Source organism: Halorhabdus sp. CBA1104 (genome assembly GCF_009690625.1).
Classification (GTDB): Archaea; Halobacteriota; Halobacteria; order Halobacteriales; family Haloarculaceae; genus Halorhabdus.
Genome location: NZ_CP033878.1, coordinates 612,661 through 634,024 on the forward strand (window position 1 = coordinate 612,661; position 21,364 = coordinate 634,024).

General features: G+C 62.8%; 19 protein-coding genes. 15 read left to right on the forward strand and 4 right to left on the reverse strand.

The features are described 5' to 3' along the window. Nucleotides 1-23 precede the first annotated feature (23 nt). Nucleotides 24-929, forward strand: a complete 906-nt coding sequence (gene pdxS, locus Hrd1104_RS03240) for a pyridoxal 5'-phosphate synthase lyase subunit PdxS (RefSeq protein WP_154551400.1) — start codon at nucleotides 24-26, stop codon at nucleotides 927-929. 67 nt (nucleotides 930-996) lie between these two features. Here pdxS and Hrd1104_RS03245 read toward each other — a convergent pair whose 3' ends face one another. Beyond that, nucleotides 997-2,757 carry a zinc-ribbon domain-containing protein gene (locus Hrd1104_RS03245; protein ID WP_154551401.1) on the reverse strand — a complete coding sequence of 587 codons (1,761 nt, stop codon included), beginning with the start codon at nucleotides 2,755-2,757 and terminating at the stop codon, nucleotides 997-999. A 221-nt stretch (nucleotides 2,758-2,978) separates the two neighbouring features. Between Hrd1104_RS03245 and Hrd1104_RS03250 the strand changes: the two genes are divergently transcribed. After that, a complete protein-coding gene (locus Hrd1104_RS03250; protein WP_154551402.1) occupies nucleotides 2,979-4,208 on the forward strand; it encodes a mechanosensitive ion channel family protein in 1,230 nt (409 codons plus the stop codon). Nucleotides 4,209-4,223: 15 nt separating this feature from the next. Here Hrd1104_RS03250 and Hrd1104_RS03255 read toward each other — a convergent pair whose 3' ends face one another. Continuing rightward, on the reverse strand, nucleotides 4,224-5,102 hold the full coding sequence (locus Hrd1104_RS03255) for a homoserine kinase (protein WP_154551403.1): 879 nt from the start codon (nucleotides 5,100-5,102) through the stop codon (nucleotides 4,224-4,226). Nucleotides 5,103-5,237: 135 nt separating this feature from the next. On the opposite strand from Hrd1104_RS03255, the gene Hrd1104_RS03260 reads away from it, so the two are divergent. The 5 genes from Hrd1104_RS03260 (at nucleotide 5,238) to Hrd1104_RS03280 (ending at nucleotide 10,209) form a co-directional block, all read left to right on the forward strand. Beyond that, entirely contained in the window at nucleotides 5,238-7,451 is a 2,214-nt protein-coding gene (locus Hrd1104_RS03260) for a histidine kinase N-terminal 7TM domain-containing protein (RefSeq protein ID WP_154551404.1), read from the forward strand. Between the two features lie 78 nt (nucleotides 7,452-7,529). After that, complete coding sequence (locus Hrd1104_RS03265) at nucleotides 7,530-8,840, forward strand: NAD(P)/FAD-dependent oxidoreductase (protein ID WP_154551405.1); 1,311 nt, start codon at nucleotides 7,530-7,532, stop codon at nucleotides 8,838-8,840. Between the two features lie 196 nt (nucleotides 8,841-9,036). Further along, on the forward strand, nucleotides 9,037-9,252 hold the full coding sequence (locus tag Hrd1104_RS03270; RefSeq protein WP_154551406.1) for a hypothetical protein: 216 nt from the start codon (nucleotides 9,037-9,039) through the stop codon (nucleotides 9,250-9,252). Between the two features lie 326 nt (nucleotides 9,253-9,578). Next, nucleotides 9,579-9,731, forward strand: coding sequence for a hypothetical protein (locus tag Hrd1104_RS03275; protein ID WP_154551407.1), 153 nt, complete (start codon nucleotides 9,579-9,581; stop codon nucleotides 9,729-9,731). Between the two features lie 127 nt (nucleotides 9,732-9,858). Further along, nucleotides 9,859-10,209 (forward strand): VOC family protein, encoded by a 351-nt coding sequence (locus Hrd1104_RS03280; RefSeq protein ID WP_154551408.1) that lies wholly within the window; start codon nucleotides 9,859-9,861, stop codon nucleotides 10,207-10,209. Nucleotides 10,210-10,231: 22 nt separating this feature from the next. On the opposite strand, the gene Hrd1104_RS03285 is transcribed toward Hrd1104_RS03280, so the two are convergent. Continuing rightward, on the reverse strand, nucleotides 10,232-10,837 hold the full coding sequence (locus tag Hrd1104_RS03285) for a DUF6149 family protein (RefSeq protein WP_154551409.1): 606 nt from the start codon (nucleotides 10,835-10,837) through the stop codon (nucleotides 10,232-10,234). Nucleotides 10,838-11,044: 207 nt separating this feature from the next. On the opposite strand from Hrd1104_RS03285, the gene Hrd1104_RS03290 reads away from it, so the two are divergent. The 8 genes from Hrd1104_RS03290 to map all read left to right on the forward strand — a co-directional run bounded on the left by Hrd1104_RS03290 (nucleotide 11,045) and on the right by map (nucleotide 20,429). Beyond that, the gene (locus Hrd1104_RS03290; RefSeq protein WP_154551410.1) at nucleotides 11,045-12,301 is read left to right on the forward strand and encodes an NAD(P)/FAD-dependent oxidoreductase; all 1,257 of its coding nucleotides are present in this window, start codon (nucleotides 11,045-11,047) and stop codon (nucleotides 12,299-12,301) included. Between the two features lie 55 nt (nucleotides 12,302-12,356). Then, nucleotides 12,357-12,773 (forward strand): hypothetical protein, encoded by a 417-nt coding sequence (locus tag Hrd1104_RS03295; RefSeq protein ID WP_154551411.1) that lies wholly within the window; start codon nucleotides 12,357-12,359, stop codon nucleotides 12,771-12,773. Nucleotides 12,774-12,840: 67 nt separating this feature from the next. Next, nucleotides 12,841-13,371 carry a DUF5815 family protein gene (locus tag Hrd1104_RS03300; protein WP_154551412.1) on the forward strand — a complete coding sequence of 177 codons (531 nt, stop codon included), beginning with the start codon at nucleotides 12,841-12,843 and terminating at the stop codon, nucleotides 13,369-13,371. Nucleotides 13,372-13,507: 136 nt separating this feature from the next. After that, entirely contained in the window at nucleotides 13,508-13,735 is a 228-nt protein-coding gene (locus Hrd1104_RS03305; protein ID WP_370454821.1) for a hypothetical protein, read from the forward strand. 72 nt (nucleotides 13,736-13,807) lie between these two features. Continuing rightward, a complete protein-coding gene (locus tag Hrd1104_RS03310) occupies nucleotides 13,808-15,514 on the forward strand; it encodes a flippase activity-associated protein Agl23 (protein ID WP_195837621.1) in 1,707 nt (568 codons plus the stop codon). 85 nt (nucleotides 15,515-15,599) lie between these two features. Next, a complete protein-coding gene (gene carB / locus Hrd1104_RS03315; protein WP_154551415.1) occupies nucleotides 15,600-18,839 on the forward strand; it encodes a carbamoyl-phosphate synthase large subunit in 3,240 nt (1,079 codons plus the stop codon). 1 nt (nucleotide 18,840) lies between these two features. Then, nucleotides 18,841-19,467: a DUF6232 family protein gene (locus Hrd1104_RS03320; RefSeq protein ID WP_154551416.1), complete on the forward strand. Its 627-nt coding sequence runs from the start codon at nucleotides 18,841-18,843 to the stop codon at nucleotides 19,465-19,467. A gap of 65 nt (nucleotides 19,468-19,532) precedes the next feature. Beyond that, nucleotides 19,533-20,429 carry a type II methionyl aminopeptidase gene (gene map / locus Hrd1104_RS03325; protein ID WP_154551417.1) on the forward strand — a complete coding sequence of 299 codons (897 nt, stop codon included), beginning with the start codon at nucleotides 19,533-19,535 and terminating at the stop codon, nucleotides 20,427-20,429. A 51-nt stretch (nucleotides 20,430-20,480) separates the two neighbouring features. Here the strand turns inward: map and Hrd1104_RS03330 are convergent, their stop codons facing one another. After that, nucleotides 20,481-21,251: an alpha/beta fold hydrolase gene (locus Hrd1104_RS03330; RefSeq protein WP_229770524.1), complete on the reverse strand. Its 771-nt coding sequence runs from the start codon at nucleotides 21,249-21,251 to the stop codon at nucleotides 20,481-20,483. Nucleotides 21,252-21,364: the final 113 nt, after the last annotated feature.

The window sequence follows — 21,364 nt, forward strand, 5'->3', positions numbered from 1 at the left end:
AATCCACGGTCAATTTGGCCACAATGACGGAAACCGATCTCGAAGACCTGCGTCGCGGCACCGATCTGGTCAAGCGTGGCTTCGCGAAGATGCAGAAAGGCGGCGTCATCATGGACGTCGTCAACCCCGAACAGGCCCGCATCGCCGAGGACGCGGGCGCGGTCGCCGTGATGGCCCTAGAAGCGGTCCCGGCGGACATCCGCAAGCGCGGGGGCGTCGCACGGATGGCAGACCCCGCAGACGTCGAGGAGATCATCGAGGAAGTCTCGATTCCGGTGATGGGAAAATCCCGTATCGGCCACACGAAAGAGGCCGAGATCCTCGAAGCGATCGGTGTCGACATGATCGACGAGAGCGAAGTCCTCACACCAGCCGACGACGCCTACCACATCGAAAAGCGGGAGTTTACCAGCCCGTTCGTCTGTGGCGCGCGCAACCTCGGCGAGGCTCTCCGGCGTATCGACGAGGGCGCGGCGATGATCCGGACGAAAGGTGAGGCCGGCACTGGCGACGTCAATCAGGCCGTCCACCACCAGCGGACGATCAAGGCTGCGATCCGGCAGTTGGACGGCATGAGCCACGAGGAACGCGAGGCCTGGGCGCGCGAACACGAAGCACCGGCCGAGCTGGTCCACGAAACGGCTGAGATGGGGCGGCTCCCAGTCGTGAACTTCGCCGCAGGGGGGATCGCCACGCCCGCCGACGCGGCACTGATGATGCACCACGAATGTGACGGTATCTTCGTTGGCTCGGGGATCTTCGGTGCCGAGGACCCACAGGCCATGGGCGAGGCGATCGTCGAGGCGGTCAACAACTGGGACGATCCCGAGACACTGGCCGATATCGCGTCGAACATCGGCTCGGGGATGAAAGGTGACGCCAACGCGGACCTGCCCGAAGAAGAGCAGTTGCAAGGTCGCGGCGTCTGAACGTCGATCGCCGTAATTTATTCGCTGATCGGTTTCGTCACAGTCACTTTTGACCAGTCAGCACTCGTTACTGAGGCGGGTTTCGTGGCGCTTGCTGGTTCGTGGCCGGCGCACGGTCGCGCGATTCGAGCCACCAGGCCAGCGCGCCGCCGGCACCGCCGACGATGACGGGATAGACGATCGTTCCCACGAGCATGAGGTTGACGTACTCGCCGATACTGGCGACTGCCTCCTGGCTGAACGAGCGGGCAAAGAGGACAAACACGCGGCCGAGCTCCAGGTCCTCGATCACGAAGCTACTGGTTGTGACGACCGTCAGACTGGTGAACAGCCCGAACAGCGTCAGGTACGCGACCGCTGGCGTCGTCCCCTTCGCGAAGGCGTCGGTCAGCGAGCGAACGTAGTTGCTCCGCCGGACGCGAACGAATCCGACGAACCCGATAATCAGGGCTGTCACCAGGTAGGGGATCGCTGCCGTGCCGACGCCTTCGCCGACTGAGAAGCCGTGAACCTGTGCAAAGACGACGAACGAAGCCAGCAGCCGATCGAGCGTCCCGACTTCGACCAACTCGGGGACGTCCATGTAGATGTAGCTCGTCGCGAACAGCCCGATCAGGACGCCAACGAAAGCGAGCGTACCGTATGACGTGCCGGCTTTGCGCTCACTCGGCTCGAAGTACCACGAGACGAACCCGCCGAGCCCACCGAACACGAGTGGATACACGAGCCCAGCGAGGACGACTGCCGTGACCAGCGAGAAATCCCAGCCGAGGTCTGCTGGGACGAGCACTGCGGCCAGTAGCACGACCGGCAAGTACCCGAGCGTGACCGTCGCCCCCGTGAGAACGCCCGTAGTCAGAGACGCGTTCTCGGGGCGGTTCGAGTCACTGATGAGTTTCGCTGTCTGGTAGAGCAACAGCGGCGCAAGCAGGTACAGGAACCCGAACGTTGCTTCGCCCGCCTGGAACGTCTCGAAGTTCCCGAACAAGCCTGGCACGATGTGTTGGGGCGTCCCAAAGTGTAGGTCGAGTGCCGTTGCCGCTCCACTTCCGAGCGTCGAATCGAAGAACGTCGACAGTCCATCCGGATAGGCCAGGGTAATACCGATCCCGAGCACGAACATGACTGCTCCGACGACGGCCCCGGCGATCCCACCAGACACCAGCGGTAGCGTTGCCCGGAGTCGGTCGAGATCGAAGCCACCGCCGTAGCCGCCGCCCGGACCACCTGCTGGGGCTGGCTGTCCAGGGCCACCGGCCTGGCCGCCCGGCCGTCCCTGGACCGGTTGGGTCGGTGACTGCTGTTGGCCACCTTGCGGTGGCTGTCCGCCCCGTTGTGGCTGCCCACCCTGGGGTTGTCCGCCTCGTGGGGGTTGTCCCCGGCCCTGTTGGGGGCCGCCACCCTGCGGGTGCTGTGTGCCGGGCGGTTGGCCCTGTGTGGGCTCTGTGCCTGCTTCGTGCGGTGGTGGCCCGCTCTGTCCCGGTCGAGCAGGCTGTTGCCGTGGCGCGCCTCCAGATGGCTGGCCCGCTGGATCTCCTGGCTCTCTCTGCCCGGGTGTGCCCGGTGATCGCTGTTTTCCGCCAGCCGGGTCGGACGGCTGCTGGGCCGCTGGTTCGTCGGCAGTCTCGGGCTCCGTGTCTGTCTCGGGCGACGGATGGTGTCCGGCTGGGGGTTGGTCTGGAGGTTCACTTTCCTGGTCGGGTTCGTCCGGAGCTGTTCGCTCGTTCGGTTCGCTCTCGGCCGTGGGCTCGACTGTCAACGTCGCCCCACACGACGGACAAATCCCGGCCGACTCGGGGACTTCGTCCCCACACTCGTGGCAATACATGTTCCTGACATGACCCACCGAATTTATAAAGATGCGTGTTGGGCGAGTGGGTTTCTGGGACGGCAATCGTGTCTGGCCAGCGGTAGCCAGGTTCGCCAGGTAGTGACCGCCAAGCGGTGGCTCTTCTGGTCGAAACCGCGTATTTCGGTCGGTCTGTCTCCTCGTCCAGTCGGTCGTCCACGAGGGCAATCGTCAAGTCTGTTCGTCCCGGGATGTAGCACATGGAATCCGTCGCGTCCGTCGTGACGCAAGTCCGTGACTTTCTCTCTGCGTTGACGAGTACCGAAGCGAAGCTGGCGTGGTCGGCGATCGTTCTGCTCGTTGCGATTCTACTCACGGTAGTCATCGTCCCGCGTGTCATTCGCCGCGTCTGGTCGCTGTTCACTGACCGATTTGTCGGCGGCAGGATTGTGGCGGGTGCGAACGTGCTAGATCAGTACGTCCCGACGACGGCGCCGTCCCTCCTGGTGCGTGGGCTGCAGTCTGTCATCCTCTTTGGCGCTGGTGTAGCACTGCTGGTTGTCTGGGGCGGCATGACGGAAGCTTGGGACCTGCTCGTGCTCCTCAAAGACTCGATCCCGATGCTCACGCAGTTGCTGTTGACGATCGGGCTGGCGATTGGGGCCTACATCGCTATCGACCAGCTAGAGCAGGCCATCGATCGAATCAGCCAACAAGCCGACTGGATGACCGACCACCAACAGGAAATCGTCGTCAGGATGGGCCAACTCACGATCCTCGTGGTCGCTGGCTTGCTCGGACTGACGATCTGGAACATCAACCTCCAGGGACTGCTCGTCGGCGCCGGGTTCCTCGGGATCGTCGTCGGGTTCGCGGCCCGCCAAACGCTGGGCTCGATCATCGCCGGGTTCGTGTTGATGTTCTCTCGCCCGTTTACCATCGGCGATTGGGTCCAGATCGGTGAGGAGGAAGGCGTCGTGACGGATATTACGATCGTCAACACGCGACTCGAAAACTTCGACGGTGAGGTCGTCGTCATCCCCAACGATCGCGTCAGCGATAAGGCAATCGTCAATCGGAGTGAACGTGGCCTTCTTCGGCTACGCGTCGACGTCGGGATCGACTACGAGTCCAATCCCGAACGTGCAAAAGAAGTGGCCCTGGAGACGATCAAAACTATCGACGTGATCGCCGACGCACCGCCGCCCCAAATCGTACCAAAGGCGTTTGGCGATTCGGCGATCGTCATGGAGATGCGGTTCTGGATCGATCATCCCACACCGCCACGGAAGTGGAACGCAGTCGAGAACGTCGTGACGTCGGTCAAATCGGCCTTCGAACGCGAAGATATCAAGATCCCGTTCCCACAGCGTGAACTCACCGGGCGAGCCGAATCCGGTGGATTCACCGTTCGGGACGCGGGGGCCGGATCGCCAGAGAGCAGTAGTCGGTCCACTCACGAGTCAGCCAGCGGTGACGGCCGGACCTGATCGATCGGGGTACGGTCACCTGTATAGCTGGGCTCCATTACCGATCTGGGTCTGGTAGGTTCGCGCATCGACCCCAGCGTCGTCGAACCCATCGAGCATCGCGGTCGCGACGGCCCGTTGATCGCGGTCCCGACAGACCGCGAGGACAGCCGGACCGGCACCGCTGATCGTCACGCCAGTTGCACCTGCCGCCAGCGCGTGTTCTCGGACAGCGTCGTACCCATCGATCAATTTCGCCCGGGCCGGCGTGACAACACTGTCTTCCATCCCTCGGCCGATCAAAACCGGGTCGTCACGCGCCATGCCTGCTGTCAGCGTTGCAGCGTTCCCGACCGTCTCGACCAACTGGTCGACGGACGTCTCCGTCGGGACGACACGCCGTGCATCACGCGTCGACACGACGATTTCGGGCAAACAGGCGACCAGGGAGACGTTCGCGTCGATCTGCGTGACACCGTCCGGTGTAGCGATCGTGAAGCCACCGAGGATCGCTGGCGCGACGTTATCGTCGTGGGCGTCTCCCGAGACGACTGCCTCTCCTTTGGCAGCGATCGGGACCAGTTCCTTACGGGTTTTCCCTCGATCGTAGAGTTCGTTGAGTGCGACTGCTGCTGCGGCCGCACTGGCGGCCGAAGACCCGAGTCCGGAGGCCGGGCGAATCCCCTTGTCGATCTCGATGCGTGCGGGCGCGTCCAGTGCGTCGACGACGGCACCGACGGTGTTTTTCTCTGGGTCTTCCGGGATATACTGGCTCCCGGCACCGGTCACGTCGATCGTCGTCTCTGTGGCGCGTTCGACGCGAACGACGTCAGCCGGGGCGGCAAGTGCGATCCCGAAGACGTCAAAGCCGCTCCCGAGGTTCGCGCTCGTGGCTGGCGCCCGCGCCGTCAACATGCCTCGCTGTTGCCGGACTGCTGGGAAAAAGGTAGCGAACTGTCGAGGCTCCCTCGGGTGGCTCAACCTGTCGGTTGGCTAATCGAACGCACAACTGATAAGCCTCCATCCCCGCAATCGCCAACCTGGCGCTCAATGGAGTTAGACCTCGCACGTCTCGTCTTCGTGGCCGGGAATCTCGCTGCCGGGGTCGTGACCGGCTGGCTCGCCGTCTACGCCTGGCGTCACCGTGACGTCCCCGAAGCCATCCCGTTCGGTGGACTCGCGACTGTCGTCTGCGTCTGGGCAGTTGCCGATACCGTCGCGTTGCTCACCACGAACCCGACGGTCGCCACTGTGTCGACTGTCGTCTCGACGATCGCTGATTCACACGTTGCACCCCTTTGGGTGCTGTTTGCCCTGGCGTATACCGGGTACGACCAGTGGGATCGGCCACGGATCCTCGCTGCACTCCTGGTCGCACCGCTTGTCTATTCGATCGTCTTGGTTACCGCTCCCCTCCACTCGCTGGCTGACGTCACCGTGACGTTTCAGACGGTGAACGGCATCGTGGCCCCCGTCAGGCCGCGGGGAGCGCCGTTCTGGTTGTTTACCACCGTTGCCTACTTGCTGCTCGTCTTTGGGTACTACCGCCTCGTCGAATTCTCTGTCCGCTCGCGACGCGTATATCGTCGGCAGACGGCGACGATCGTCGGGGCGAGTCTCTTCCCACTGATCGCCAACGGTGTGGACGTACTCGGATTCGCGCCCCATCCTGGCGTGGATATGACGCCGCTGGCGTTCGCGTTGGCCGGTGCTTTCGTCGGGTGGGCGCTGTTCGAGTACGACTTCCTGACCGTGGCACCGCTGGCCAGTGACGCTCTCGTCGAAGAGCTACCGGATCCGGTGCTCGTCCTCGATACCGACGATCGGATCGTCGATCACAACCAGGCGGCTGTCGCCGCGTTCGGTGTCGAGGCGCTTTGCGGGCGAGCGCTGGCGGATGTCGCCCCGGAATTGCGCGATCGACTCGGCACGGATCGGCTCGTCTCGGATCTCGGGGCTGCAGGCAGCGACAGTTCCTACGCTGTCTTTCGACCACAGACGCGGACCATCACTGACCGGGCCGGCCGCGTTCGTGGACGACTGCTCTTGCTTCGGGACGTAACCGTCCAGCAACGGCGACTCGATCGGGTCGAGGCCTTGCAGGCGACGACCGAGCAGTTCATCCAGGCCCGCATCGACGATCAGGTCGCCGAAATCGCGGTCTCGTTCGTCGAGGGCGTCCTCGACCAGGAGATCGCGGCGGTATTGCTGGCCGAGGACGATCGCCTGCGCCCGGCAGCGCTGTCGACGGAAATGGCGTCGATTATCGACGGGCGTCCGCCGGACGTAACGCCCGAAGACGGGGCGTTGTGGGACGCATACGAGCATGCACAGCCGGGAGTGATCGAAACCGACGGGGCAACCTGGTCTCCGATCAGCGACTGTGTTGACGGGTCGGGGCTATTGCTCGTCATTCCGCTTGATGAGGCCGGCCTCCTGCTCGTCGGCTCGGGGTCAGCCGAGGAATACTCCGCCGAGGATCGACAGTTTGCAAACATCCTGGCGGGCGCGACAGCGACGGCGATCGAACGGGTCTCTCGGGAGGAAGAACTGCGGGAGAATCGACGGATCGTCCGCCAGCGAACCGAGCAACTCGACTTTCTCAACGGTGTCCTCCGACACAACATCCGCAACGGTATGCAAGTCATCGACAGCAACGCCGATCTGCTGGCGCGATTCGTCGACACCGACAGTGACGGCCAGCGCCATCTCACGCGGATCCAAGAGCGGTCGAGCGAACTAGCGACCCTAACTGAAACGATCCGGTCGATCACGGATACACTGACCGACGAGACTGACGAGCGGCTCTGGCCAGTCCCGCTCGAAGGCACGCTCACGACAGGCCTCGGAGACGTGTCCGACCAGCACGACGTTTCCATCGAGACCGACATCGCGGACGAAACGACGGTCCTGGCAAACGACCTCCTGGCGGACGTCTTCGAAAGCGTCGTCCGCAATGCTATCGAGCACAACGACCGTGAGACGACTCGTATCGAGATCACGGTTCAGGACGTCGGCGAGTGGGTCCAGGTCCATATCGCTGATAACGGCCCCGGGGTCTCAGACCACCTCAAGGAATCGCTGTTCGAGCGCAACGTCGGTATCAGCGACACGGCCCACGGGTTCGGACTGTACTTCGTCGCCATCATGATGGATCTATACGGCGGGGACGTCTGGTTCGAAGACAACGATCCGCGGGGTGCGATCGCCGTCCTCGAATTTCAGCGAGGCGACACAGAGCAGGCGTTCTCATCAGCCGAGTAGCGTGGGCAAGTGGCTTCGTTCCATTCCGGGACAAGCCAACAGGGAAAGGCCTATTCACCAACCAGCACAAGCCGAGCCATGATCGGCGTCGTCGGGGGCGGAATCGCCGGACTGGCGGCCGCCCACCGCCTCCAGGAGCAGGGTCGAGCCGTTCGTGTCTTCGAGGCGAACACGGACCTCGGTGGTCTCGCAGCGACCTACGAGACCGCCGGCGATCCAATCGAGCAGTTCTACCACCATCTCTCGAAATCCGAAGAGACGATCGTCGAGTGGATCGACGAACTGGGCCTGGACTCGGCTCTGGAGTGGCGCTACGGCAGCGACGCCTACTACGTCGACGGTGTTGTCCATCCGATGGACAAGCCCTGGGAGATTCTGGCCTATCCACACCTCTCGATCTACGACAAGTTCCGGCTGGGCATGCTCGTCCTCGATGTCGACGTTCGCGGCGGGATCCCCTCTTTTGACACCTACGAGCGCTTGGAGGACTTCGAGGACGTTCCGGTCAAGGAGTTTATCCTCGATCACACCTCCCGTGGCTGTTTCGAGCGCTTCTTCAAACCGCTCTTGGAGGCCAAATTCGGTGACCGGTGGACGGACGTCAGTGCGGCCTGGTTGCTCGGTCGTGTGAAGTTCCGTGGCGAGCGGGACATCCTCAAGGGAGAACTGCTTGGCTACCTCGACGGTGGGTTCGGCCGGGTGATCGACGCGCTGATCGAATCCGTCGGTCGTGAGAACATCGTCATGGGCGCTCGCGTAACTGACGTGGGGATCGACGACGGGAGGGTCGACTCGCTGACGGTCGAAACTGGCCAGACCCAGACCCACGACGTCGATAGCGTCGTCGTCGCGACGATGCCGGACGTCCTCGAGCAACTGACTGGCTACGAGTGTGCGATCGATTTCCAGGGGACGGTCTGTTCGGTCATCAGCATGGAGGCGTCGCTGACGGATACCTACTGGCTCAACATCGCCGACGAGGCACCGTTCGGCGCACTGATCGAACACACCAATTACGTCCCGCCCGAGCGATACGGGGGGGAACACCTCTTGTACGCCGTCAAGTACGTCCAGGATCTGGAGGACGACCTCTGGCAGCAGGACGACGAGGGCGTCGAGGAAACCTGGCTCTCCGGGATCGAGGACCTGTTCCCGGAATTCGACCGCGAGACGGTCAATTGGATCGAAACGGCACGGAATCCGAAGACGGCACCCGTCTACGAGCGCGGCTATCTCGATATGGTGGTGCCCTACGATCTGGGTGAAGACGTGGCCGCGGGCGTCTACTATGCCGGGATGGCTTCCCAGGCCCAGTATCCGGAACGCTCGCTCAACGGCGCGATCGTCGCGGGCGAGCGGTGTGCTGACCTAATCCAGGAATCACAGTAGTTCCCTTTGCGTTGAGTTGTGAGTCGACTACTCGCCACCGCAATCTTCTGGATTCGCCGACTGGTTACTTGATCATAGCCTGTCATAGAATAATACACAGCTATCGTAGAGATGCTCACTGTATGTGCGTATTGCTCATTGAAGCTTTGATCAAGCACCGGAATGTTCAACAAGTCGTGTGTTATTCTATACTGACATGGCTTCCCCAGAATCCGCGACTGAACAACTAGCGTCATCACTTCACCGCGGGCTCTTAGGGCTGTTTCTCGGAATAGTTGGTTTAATTGCTCTCCAATTAGCAGGGAGACTTCTGGTAGGGGAGTACCTGATCGGTATTATCGGTGTGATCGTTACACTTGGGACAGGCTACTGGATACTCTCGCTCTTTATCGAAGGCCTGCAGGAAAGATAAGCCGGTAGTCTGTTCAACTGTACTGAGCGACTCACGAACTCCGTGGGAATCTTTCTCTGACACGCTCTGATTATTGTTCACGACTATAGACGACAACCAATACAATCAAAACGAGATAGAGACAGGCGCGTTGCGAACGGCGATCCATCCTGGCGACTGCGCTGTGATTCCAAGCCACATCTCCGCGATTCCGTATCCGAGAAGCGTCACGACGGCAGTCAACCAACCGATTGGGGGTTCGATCGATCCGCTGGCTGGCTGTTGGATGACACGCCGGGGATGATAACACAATAGAACAAAACGGTTGCGCCTTGCAAATATGCCCAATGGGATCGTCTTCATACCTGGATATTGGCGTTTTCACAGCGGCAACACAGCGCCGGAGGCTCGTTATCGACTACATAGAGGTTCTGGTTGCCGCTGATACCGTTTTCGTCGTCTCTCTTATGGGCGGCGAAGCGCTTGCAGGCTTCCTCTGAGAGACGACTGGGTTTTCGACATGTGCATACGTTGTATGCAGACTCACAAGGGTTTTCTCCGATCGAGATTGCCACCGATCTCTCGCTGACACAAACGCTTTTCGGCGCTGTCGCCGTCCACGAACCCATGCCAGGGATAGTGTTCTTCGGCTCCGAGCAGTACGAATCGATCGCGTCGTTCTACGTCGAGGCCGTCGGCGCGACGGTCTGGCTCGAACAGTCTGCGTGTACAATTCTTCGGTACGACTCCTTTCTGTTCGGGTTTTGCGACCGCGAGACGGCCGAGACCGATGGCGTGTTGACCTTCGTCACCGAGACGCGGGACGGTGTCGACACTTACTACGAGCGACTCGCCGACCGGGCTCGTGGCCCACCGACGGTAAACGAGGAGTACGACATTTACCAGTTCTTCGCCGAGGACCCCGAGGGACGGACTATGGAGTTCCAGACGTTCCGCCACGATACGGACCCGGTATAGCTGGGGTCACCCGACCGGCCACTCAGGATTCGATCTCGCTGTCGACGGAAGTCGGGTCGACGCCTGGGGCTTTTTCGACGTCGACTTCCTCGGGTTCTTCCCCGCCACCGATCACGACCTCGCCGTCGTCGGTCTCGACGTACACGTCGTCGGCAAAGCCACCGATCGCGTGTGGGTGGTCGGGATCGTCGAGTTTTTCCGGCGTCGAGGGGGCGTCGGGTAATCCGCCCGCGGGCGCAAAGTCGCCGAGGGGATCGTCGATCGAGATGCCGTGGGCGTCGAAGAAGTCGGCGTAGCGGTCGTAGTGGGCTTCGATCTCGTCGACGGGGAACTCCATCATTTCGGTCCAGCCGTGGTTGTAGAAGTCGAAGTTGGCCTGGGCGTGGGTGATTTCGCGGGCCTCGGCCTCCGGATACCCCTCTCTCAGCGCGACGACGTAGGTGTCCATCGTCGCGTCGAACAGCGCTTCGAGGCGCTCGCGACGTTCTTCGCGGCGGTCCTCGTCGGCCCAGTCTAAGAAGAAATCGGTATGAATATCGACGAGACGGTCGGCCACCATGTCGCCGACGACTGGTGCCGTCAGGCTTTGCTTTGCCGCCCAGTGTTTGACACTTTGCTTGATCTTCATGTGCCTGACTCTTGGCTGGCCAGGTACATCAACGTCCGGGAGTCGGTAGCTCGCCGCCCGTCGACTGCCGAGCACGCCAGCCCCTCTGTGGGTGATCGCCCGCATTGTCGGTCCGTGGCAGATCCGGGCAGACGATCGGGAACCAGCTACTACTGCCGATTGCAGCGATAGCAATCCACATTAGGCCCCGGTTCCAATACCGCGAGCATGACCACGGCCCACGTAATCCTCGGCGATGGCATCGCGGGTAGTTCTGCCGCGGAGACGATCCGCGAGGCTGCTCCCGACGCCGACGTGACTGTCATTACCGAGGAAGGCGAACCCCTCTACAATCGGATCCTCATCAAGGAGTTCGCCAAGGGGAAACTCCCGGAGGCCCCCATCGCGATCCACGAGGAAGAGTGGTACGACGAACGCGACATCGACCTCCGACTCAACACGCGCGTCACGAGCGTCGACACCGATAGCCAGACCGTCGAGACCGACGACGGGGAGACAATCGCCTACGACAAACTCCTCGTGGCGACCGGTGGCACGCCGATCGGACTGCCCGTCGAAAATAGCGACGCCGACGGGATCCATCACTTTTGGACCTTCGAGGACGCGCGTCGCATCCGCCAGCACGCAAGCGAGGCCGAAACTGGCGTCGTCGTCGGGGCCGGACTGCTCGGGATCGACCTCGCGGCGATCTGTGGCGCTCAGGGCGTCGACGCCGAGTATCTCATGCGGGGCAACCGCTGGTGGCGGTACGCGCTCACGCTCGACGGTGCCGAGATGATCCACGAGGCCCTTCGAGACTTAGGCGTGACGCCGGTCTTCGAGAGCGGCATCGAACGCTTCGAAGTCGACGACGACGGACACGTCTCCGGGGCAATCGACTCCAACGGCGAGTTCCACGACGCGGAGTTTGCGGCCGTTGCCGTCGGACTCGATTACAACACCGAGTTTCTCCAGGAGACGCCCGTCGAACTGGACGACGGGATCGTCGTCGACGAGCACATGCGAACGAACGTCGAGAACGTCTATGCAGCCGGCGATCTCACACGGTACTTCGACGTCATTCTCGACGAGCGCGCGCAGAATGGCTCCTGGGGCAGCGCTAAAGAGCAGGGTGCCGTCGCCGGCCAGAACATGGTCGCCGACGAGCCTGCAGCGACGTTCCGGTACGTGCCGACGTACTCGATCACGCACTTTGAGTTCCCCTTTCTCTCCTTTGGGCACCCGACGCTTGGCGACCAGTCCGCCCAGCGCACGTACAGCGACGAGGAGTGGCGCCGACTCACGTTCAAAGACGGGCGGCTGATCGGTGGCGTCCTGGTCGGCGATCTCTCTCAACAGAGTGCATTCAAACGCATCATCCGTCAGGAACGGCCCGTCGGCGACCAGACGGACCTGCTTCTCGAACCCGAGGTCGATCTGGACGCTCTGGCTGCCCCTGCGGTCGAACAGTCGGTCGTCGATTGACCCCTCCAGTCGGGCGTATCGACACCGTTTTGCACACCAGTCCGCTGGTTGGGGTATGCACGGCGATTCGGGCGGCGAGATGACTCTCGCCTTCGATCTGGACGCGTTGCAGCGATTCGCCCACCCCGACGCTGTTTTCAACGACGCTCGGACGTGGAGCGAGTACGTCGGCATCGTCTCCGAGGAGCCAACCTACGTCGTCACGAATTTCGCCCGTAAACATCGGGTCCGTCAGGACTTTTTCTCCGGGCCGCGCGGGCGCAAAGACAGTCTCGAGTCGGTCAAAGGCCAGTTCGAAACCCCGCGGTACGTCTACGTCGGGACCGACGAGGACGCAAAGGCACTGGCCAACGAGCAGGGGTGGGAGTATCTCGACGTCGAAGACGCCGCCGAGGCTGCCGAGTGGGAGCTTGGCGAGCCGGAATCGCCGGCCCAGGCCGAGCAAGACGAGACGCGCGAGGACTGGCCCTGAACCACCGGTCTCGGGTGGCCTTGCACCCTTCGAGCCGTTTAACCCCGCTGGCGAGCAACATCCGGCGATGACATCGCCTCGCGTTCCCGGTGCGGGTGACCGTTTCGAACTCCCTTGTGGCGAGTCCGTCGGCCTGTCGACACTCGACATGGGCATGCGGGAGTTCGACTGTGACTGTGGTGACACCCACGCCGTGGTCATGGATGTCCACCCGCCCGGTCGCTTCCTCCCGGAGTTTCTCGTCGACGTGCTCAGAGAGACCGTCGAGACGACAGACGAAGCCGACCAGCTGGGCACCGTCCACCTCATGGGCATCGTCTTAGAGGAGTTTCCCGACGCCGTCCTCGCCAAAGACGTCGAAGACGACGGTGACATTGGCTGCGGACTGGTGTGGGTCACTGACTTTGACTCCCGGCGACTCCACGAAATCGTCGTCGAGCTCGTCGTCGAACTGATGGAACACGCCGTCAGCCACGCCGACGACGAGGCCGCGATCGACGCCTTCGAAACCGAAATGGCCGAGTTCGACGTAGGCGAATTCGTCGAGACCTACCGCCACCAGCGGGACTTCGAAGGCGAGTACGACTCGGCAGCGTGACTTGGTGTGTGACAGTATCACGATCCGTCCCGTTTGTGTGACACCTAATTCCGTCCGTGTCCGGCGTTCCGGGTTGAACGGTCGTCAGACGCCAGTCTGACGGTGTTTAATGGGGTATGAGGCTGTATGTCATACCATGCTACATCACGGCGACTTCGAGACGATTCGAGCCGTGATCCGCGAGGCCGATCGCGACGGTCCCCTCACCGCCCGGGAGATACTCGACTTGCTCGAAGACCACGGCGAATCCTTCGACAGTGCCCATCAGGTGGCGACTGTTCTGGGCCGACACGCCGAGACGGGCGAGATCGAAGTCATTCGGGGCCAGCCGTACCGTTATCGCTTCGACGAGCGGGGTCGGTGAGGGGGACCGCTGGCGGTGTCCGCTCGATCGCCGACCGGAACACGTTTTTAGCCCTCATTCGTGGCCGAAGCCGTGCAGCGTCTCCATGATCGTCCCTGGCTCAGGGATCCGCGTCGAGCACTCGCCCTCGTCGTCGTGGTCGCGCTCACCGTCAGGCTGGCTGGACTCGGCGTTCGCGTCGCCCACTGGGACGAGGGGCGGGTCGGTTACTGGATTCTCCGGACTGCCGCGAGCGGGCACTGGGAGTATCGCCCGATCATCCACGGGCCGTTCGTCCAGCACGTCACGCGGTGGGTGATCGCGGTCGCTGGCGCGTCGGATTTCGTCATGCGGCTCCCGGTCGCCATCCTTGGGAGCCTCTTCCCGCTGTCGGCACTGCTCTTTCGAACGCGTCTGCAGGATACTGAAACAATCGCGCTCGGTGTCGTGTTGGCTCTCAACCCCCTCCTGCTGTATTACTCGCGGTTCATGCGGAGCGATCTACCCCTGGCTGTCTTCGCGTTCGTTACCTTCGGCGCGCTCGTGGCCGCGATCGATACTGATCGACGGCGCTACCTGCACTTGGCGGCCATCGCCTTCGCGCTGGCGTTGACCACCAAGGAGAACGCGATTCTCTATCCCGTCTCCTGGCTGGGTGCGATCGTGATGGTCGGTGTCGGCGCTGCTGTGGCCGCTCGTCGCCACGGCCGTGATCCGATCGATCCCGTTCGGTCGGGGCTCGCTGCCGCGATGGGACGCGTGCGATCGTGGGGGCGGACGCTACTCCTCATCCCGCTTGAGATGCTCCCCGTTCTCGTGTTTTTCTATGCGCCACGGTCGCCGGACCCCGACGCTGGATTGTGGAGCGCCCTCGCCGACCCGTCGCTCCTCCCGCGGGTTGTGTGGGACGCGACCGTCGGCTCGGCGGGTGCCTTCGCCGACCTCTGGCTCGCGCCGGATATGCACGCCCATCCGTACGCTCCTTATCTGGCGCACTTCGGGGCCGTCCTCGCCCTCGCCGCCGCGGCGACGGTCGTTTTCGCGGTGGTTGCGATTCGCTGGCACCCGCGCCCGCTCGTGGCTTTCTGTGGCTGGTGGGCGCTGTCGGCGGTCGTCGGCTACCCCTATGTCGCTGACATCAAGGCCCCGTGGCTCGCCGTCCACGTCGTCGTCGCGCTGGCGATCCCGGCGGCGATCGGACTCGTTGCCGTCTTCGATCGGCTCCCAACGGTGGGTCTCGACGGCCACACTGTCGCGACTGTTGGGCTCGCAGCGCTGTTGGTCAGCTCGGGGGCGTTCGTCGTCGGCTCCAGTGCCCTCATCACCTACCAGCAACCGCCACACGGACTCAATGTCGTCGCACAAGGTGGCCAGCCGGGCGGCGACCTCCGGCCGATCGTCGAGGATCTCCAGACGGCCGCGGCCACCAACGAGGGGGCCGACGTGCTATACTACGGTGATATCGCCGTCGCCAACGAGTCTCATAACGACCAGCCGCCGGCCGCGAGCAACTGGTACGATCGCCTCCCGCTGCCGTGGTACACCGAGGCGACCGGTGCGACCGTGACCAGCGCGGCCGATATCGATTCGCTGCCGGCCGATCCACCGCCGGTCGTGATCGCCGATAGTACCCAGCGCGATGTGCTCCACGCCCGGCTTCCGGGGTACAGCGTCCGTGAGGAAGCCGTCTTGCTGCGTCCCGGTCCCGTGACGATCGGTGCGTTCGGCTTCGAGTATGAACTCGGCGGCCAGACGTACGTGTTCTTCGTCGACCGGGCTGCACTGGCGACCGGCGGGTAAGCACCGAATACGATTTTCGAAATTCACTTGCGAGTATCGTAACCCTTCGCCGGATTTATTACGACGAACGAACTCCAGATGCACAATGACGGACGACGAAGATCCAACGATCTTGCTGATCGGGAGCGGCCCAATACAGATCGGACAGGCAGCCGAGTTCGACTATTCGGGGGCACAGGCCTGTCGCGCACTTCAGGAAGAAGGCGCGCGCGTGGTCCTGGTCAACTCCAATCCGGCGACGATCATGACCGATCCGGAGATGGCCGACGAGGTTTACCTCGAACCGATCAACACGGAGGCCATCGCCGAGATCATCCGCAAAGAGGACCCTGACGGCGTTATTGCCGGGCTCGGGGGCCAGACTGGCCTGAACGTCACCGCGGAACTCGCCGAAGAAGGCGTCCTCGAAGCGCACGACGTCGAGGTCATGGGGACGCCCCTGGACACGATTTATGCGACCGAAGACCGCGAGCAGTTCCGAAAGCGCATGGAGTCGATCGGCGAACCGGTCCCAGCCTCGACGACTATCGAGGCCATCGACGAGGTTGAAGACGCCGTTGCGGCGGTCGGCGGTCTGCCAGTCATCATGCGGACGACCTACACACTGGGTGGGGCTGGCTCGGGCGTCATCGACGACATGGACGAGCTCAAGGAGGCCACACGGAAGGGGCTGCGCCTCTCGCGTGACGACCGCGTGATGATCACCGAGTCCATCGACGGCTGGATCGAACTGGAGTACGAGGTGATGCGCGACGCCGATGACTCCTGTATCATCATCTGCAACATGGAGAATCTGGACCCGATGGGCATCCACACCGGGGAGTCGATGGTTGTCACGCCCTCCCAGGTCATTCCGGACGATGGCCACCAGGAAATGCGGGACACGGCACTGAAGGTGATCCGCGAACTGGAGATCCACGGCGGCTGTAACATCCAGTTCGCCTGGCGTGACGACGGCACGCCGGGCGGCGAGTATCGTGTCGTCGAAGTCAACCCGCGCGTCTCACGCTCCTCGGCACTGGCCTCGAAGGCGACCGGCTACCCGATCGCCCGCGTTACTGCAAAGGTCGCGATGGGCAAGCGCCTCCACGAAATCGAAAACGAGATCACCGGCGAGACCACTGCCGCCTTCGAGCCAGCGATCGACTACGTGGTCACGAAGATTCCGCGCTGGCCGATCGACAAGTTCACCGACGTCGACTTCGAGATCGGGCCAGCGATGAAGTCGACCGGCGAGGCGATGTCGATCGGGCGAACCTTCCAGGAGTCACTGCTGAAAGCCCTGCGCTCGACGGAGTACGATCCGGCGGTCAACTGGGCCGAGATCGACGACGAGGAACTCGAATCGGAGTATCTCGTGCGCCCCTCGCCTGATCGTCCCTACGCGATGTTCGAGGCCTTCGAGCGCGGCTACAGCGTCGAGGAGGTGTCGGCACTGACCGAGATCCGCGAGTGGTACGTACAGCGGTACAAACGGATCGCCGACGCCGCCGAGGCCGCCCACGACGGGACTCTCGAACTCGCGGCCCAGGAAGGATTCACGAACCACGAAGTCGCGACGCTGGCTGGCGGCGGGGCCTTCGAGGACACCCACGCCTCCTGGCTGCCTGACCGCTTGCTCGACGCGCGTGGTGTCGTCGACGAGGGCGACGAAGCCACGCCACAGGCCGATGGCGGCACCGGAGCCGTCGCAGTCGACGATGTCGAGGAAGCGGCCCCGCCACGCTCGTTCAAGCAGGTCGACACCTGCGCCGGCGAGTTCGAGGCCACGACGCCGTATTACTACTCGGCTCGTGAACCCATCTCGGGGCTGGAACGCAACGAAGTGCAGGTCGATCCCGACGTCGAGAGCGTCGTCGTCGTCGGTGGCGGTCCCATCCGGATCGGGCAGGGCGTCGAGTTCGACTACTGTTCGGTCCACGCCGTCCGCGCCCTAGAGGAGATGGGCATCGAGGCCCACGTCGTCAACAACAATCCCGAGACGGTCTCGACGGACTACGACACCTCCGACGGATTGTTCTTCGAGCCCATCACTGCCGAGGAAGTCGCCGATGTCGTCGAGGAGACCGGTGCCGACGGCGTGATGGTTCAGTTCGGTGGCCAGACGTCCGTCGACATCGGCCATCCCTTAGAGAAGGAACTCGATCGCCGCGGACTGGACTGTGAGATTCTTGGCACCTCGGTCGATGCGATGGACCTCGCGGAGGACCGTGACCGCTTCAACCGCCTGATGGACGAGCTGGGCATCGCCCAGGCCGAGGGTGGCTCGGCAACCAGCGAAGCACAAGCCCTGGAACTGGCTCGCGACATCGGCTACCCGGTGCTCGTCCGCCCGAGCTACGTGCTTGGCGGCCGTGCGATGGATGTCGTCTACAACGACGAGGACCTGAAAACCTACATCGAGGAGGCCGTTCGGGTCAGCCCGGACAAGCCGATCCTCGTCGACGACTTCCTCGCCGATGCTGTCGAACTCGACGTCGATGCCGTTGCCGACGCTGCCGGCGAGGGCGGAGATGTCCTCATCGGTGGTGTCATGGAACACGTCGAGACGGCTGGGGTCCACTCTGGAGACTCGGCGTGTATGATCCCGCCCCGCAGCGAAGAGATCAAAGCGGTCATGCCGCGCATCCGCGAGGTTGCCGAGGAGATCGCCCGCGAACTCGATGCCGAAGGGCTGCTCAACGTCCAGCTTGCGGTCCGGGACGGGACGGTCTACGTCCTCGAAGCGAACCCGCGTTCCTCGCGGACGGTCCCCTTCATCTCGAAGACGACGGGTGTCCCGATCGCACAGATCGCTGCGAAAGTCATGGCCGGGACCGATCTTGCAGATCTCGACATCGAGGAGAACCAGCCCGAGCAAGTCAGCGTCAAGGAGGTCGTGTTGCCCTTTGACCGTCTGCCGGGATCGGACCCACGCCTCGGTCCGGAGATGAAGTCGACGGGCGAGGTCATGGGCACCGCCGGCTCGTTCGGGAAAGCCTATCAGAAGGCCCAACAGGCGGTTGGCAAGGCAATTCCCCTAGAGGGGACGGCGATCGTCGACCTCCCGATCCTCGGTTTCGAGGAACACTTCGAGACGCTTGACTTTGCGGACTTCGAAGATACGGCGGCCATCGAGCAGGCACTGCGTGACGGCGAGATCGATCTCGTGGTCTCCCGCGACCGGGACGTATTGGAGGTCTGTGTCGAGGAGACGATCACGTACTTCTCGACGCTGGAAAGTGCCGAGGCCGCCCTCGAAGCGATCGAGTCAGCCGACGAACCGCTGAACGTCCAAGATATCGATTCACGGCCCAAAACGGCCCGAAAGTGGGGCGACGAGTGAGATGAGTACCGACCGAACCGAGAAAGCGCTGCGCTCGTTTCTCGGCGACGACGAGCAACTGCGCGAAACCTGGGTCGTCGACGGAATCACTCGCGGTCTCTCGCTTTCAGTCCCGACACTGGGCGGCGCGGAGACGCTGGGGATGACAGATCAGCGATTGCTCTGGCTCGACGAGGAACTCGAAACCGTCGCTCTCGAGCAGGTCCAGGATCTCGAATCGACGTCGATGCAGCCGTCCGGGGCTGGACTGCTAGCTGGTCTTGGCGGTCTGGCGCTGGTATTTGGCTTGCTGGTGACTCCCATCCTCTGGCTCTTCGTCGACGTGTCGGCCCAGGTGGCGCTGTCTCCGATCGTCATTGGCGCGGTGCTGTTTGCCGCCGGCCTGGCCGGGTCGCGGCTGCGTGACGACAGTGACGATCAGCCGGCCCAACACTACCTCCAGATCAGAACGAGCGAGGCGACCGTCCAGGTGTTCGCTGACGACGCGGACGTCGACGACATTCGTGAGACAATTGCGGCAACCACCGAGGAGACGACTACTGACGGGATGACCGCCGAGGGGGACGCCACCGAGGAACAAGTCAGTGAGGGGACGACCACTGACGAGGAAGTCAGCGAGCAGACCTAGACGAGGCCAACCGTCGCATCGAACGGATCGGCAAACACTTTCCCCCGGCCCTCCGTAGGGCGGGTATGAGCGACGTGGACCTGACGGCAGAGAAGTACGAGAAACACCGGGAAGCCGGGAAGATTCTCGCCGAAGTTCGTGACGAAGCAGCCGAGCGCGTCGAGGTCGGTGTCAGCCACCTCGAAGTCGCCCAGTGGGCCGAAGATCGGATCCGCGAACTCGGCGGGGAACCGGCGTTTCCGGTCAATATCAGCGTCGACGAGGAGGCTGCCCATGCGACGCCAAGCGTTGATGACGAGGCGACGTTCGGTGAAGAACTGATCAACCTCGATATCGGTGTCAGTGTGGACGGTTGGCTGGCCGATACGGCCGTGACGGTCGACCTCGCCGGCCGGGACGAACTCGCCGAGGCCCCCGCAGAGGCCCTCGATGCAGCCCTCGATATCGTCCAAGCGGGCGTCGAAACCGGCGAGATCGGGGCCGTCGTCGAGGAAACGATCGAGGGCTACGGCTTCAACCCAGTGGTCAACCTCACGGGCCACGGTCTCGGCCAGTACGAGCAACACACCACACCGAACATCCCCAACCGGGCGGTCGACCAGAGTGTCTCCCTGGAAGCTGGTGACGTGGTGGCGATCGAACCGTTCGCCACCGACGGCCCTGGAAAGGTTCGGGAAGGCAGCGACGAGGAGATCTTCGCGCTCGAACGCGAAGGCAACGTTCGAGACCGGCGGGCCAGACAGGCCTTAGAACAGATCGCCGAGGAGTTCAAGACTCTCCCCTTTGCGACGCGCTGGCTCGACGTCAAGCGGCCCAAGATGGCGCTCCGACGGCTGAAACAGCAAGACATCATCCACGGCTATCCCGTCCTGAAAGAAGACGACGGCCACTACGTCAGCCAGAAAGAACACACCCTCATCGTCACCGAGGATGGGTGTGACGTGACGACGCGTAGCCGATAACGCGGTGGATACTCGTCGTTTGTCCAAGATACGGCGATCGAACGTTGCCGGTCACGTACCTCGCTCAGTGTGGCCGTCTTGGAACCACGGGACTGTCACGTTTGCCAGCCGCTGGTGGGCGACCGCATAGGCCGTTCCTGACGGTCGATCGCCTGGCTGCCCGGTGTAGCTGCCAAACTGTGTGTGATTGATGCCCGGAATGGTTTCTACAGTTGCGGTGGTGGGTAAATTCGCTATGCTCTGCTCGTAGGTCGTCCAGTCGAGCACCCTGTCCGCTTCGCCCGCGACGCTCAACACACGCAGATCGGTCGCCGCGATCGACTGGTCACAGTAGGAACCGAACAGCACGACCCCCGAGACGCGTTCCGGATTGCGCTTGGCGTATCGACAGGCCATCGCCCCGCCCAGCGAGTGGCCGCCGACGTACCACTGTTCGATGTCCTCGTCCATTATGCCGGTAGCTGCGCCCTGTTCGAGAATCGCCAGGTTCAACGGCAGTTTGACGACAACGACTGTAACGTTCGCTTCCGTGACCAGCGGTGACAGTGACGAGAGGTACGCATCCGGATGGACGCGCGCCCCTGGGTAAAACACCAGTCCAGCTTTTGTGGTTGCGTTTGCGGGTTCGAGAATGTAGTCACCGTCGACGGTGTGGGAGTCGATGGCGTCGTTGTCCTGTATTGCCCTGACGCTCTCGGGACTCCCGTGAAATGGCGTCGTAAAGTACAGTGTGATCCCGACGACTGCGACCATCGCGACGACGACTGCCCAGACGACTAGTCGCTCCCGATTCCGTCTCAGCCACGTCCGAACGCGTCCCATTGTTCGACACTGGTATCGAGACCCTCCTAACAGTATCGCCGACGAGTGTCGGGTGGGCGGTCCCCACATTGGCTCTCGGGACAGTCCATGGTTTCGGTCCACACGGAGACTCC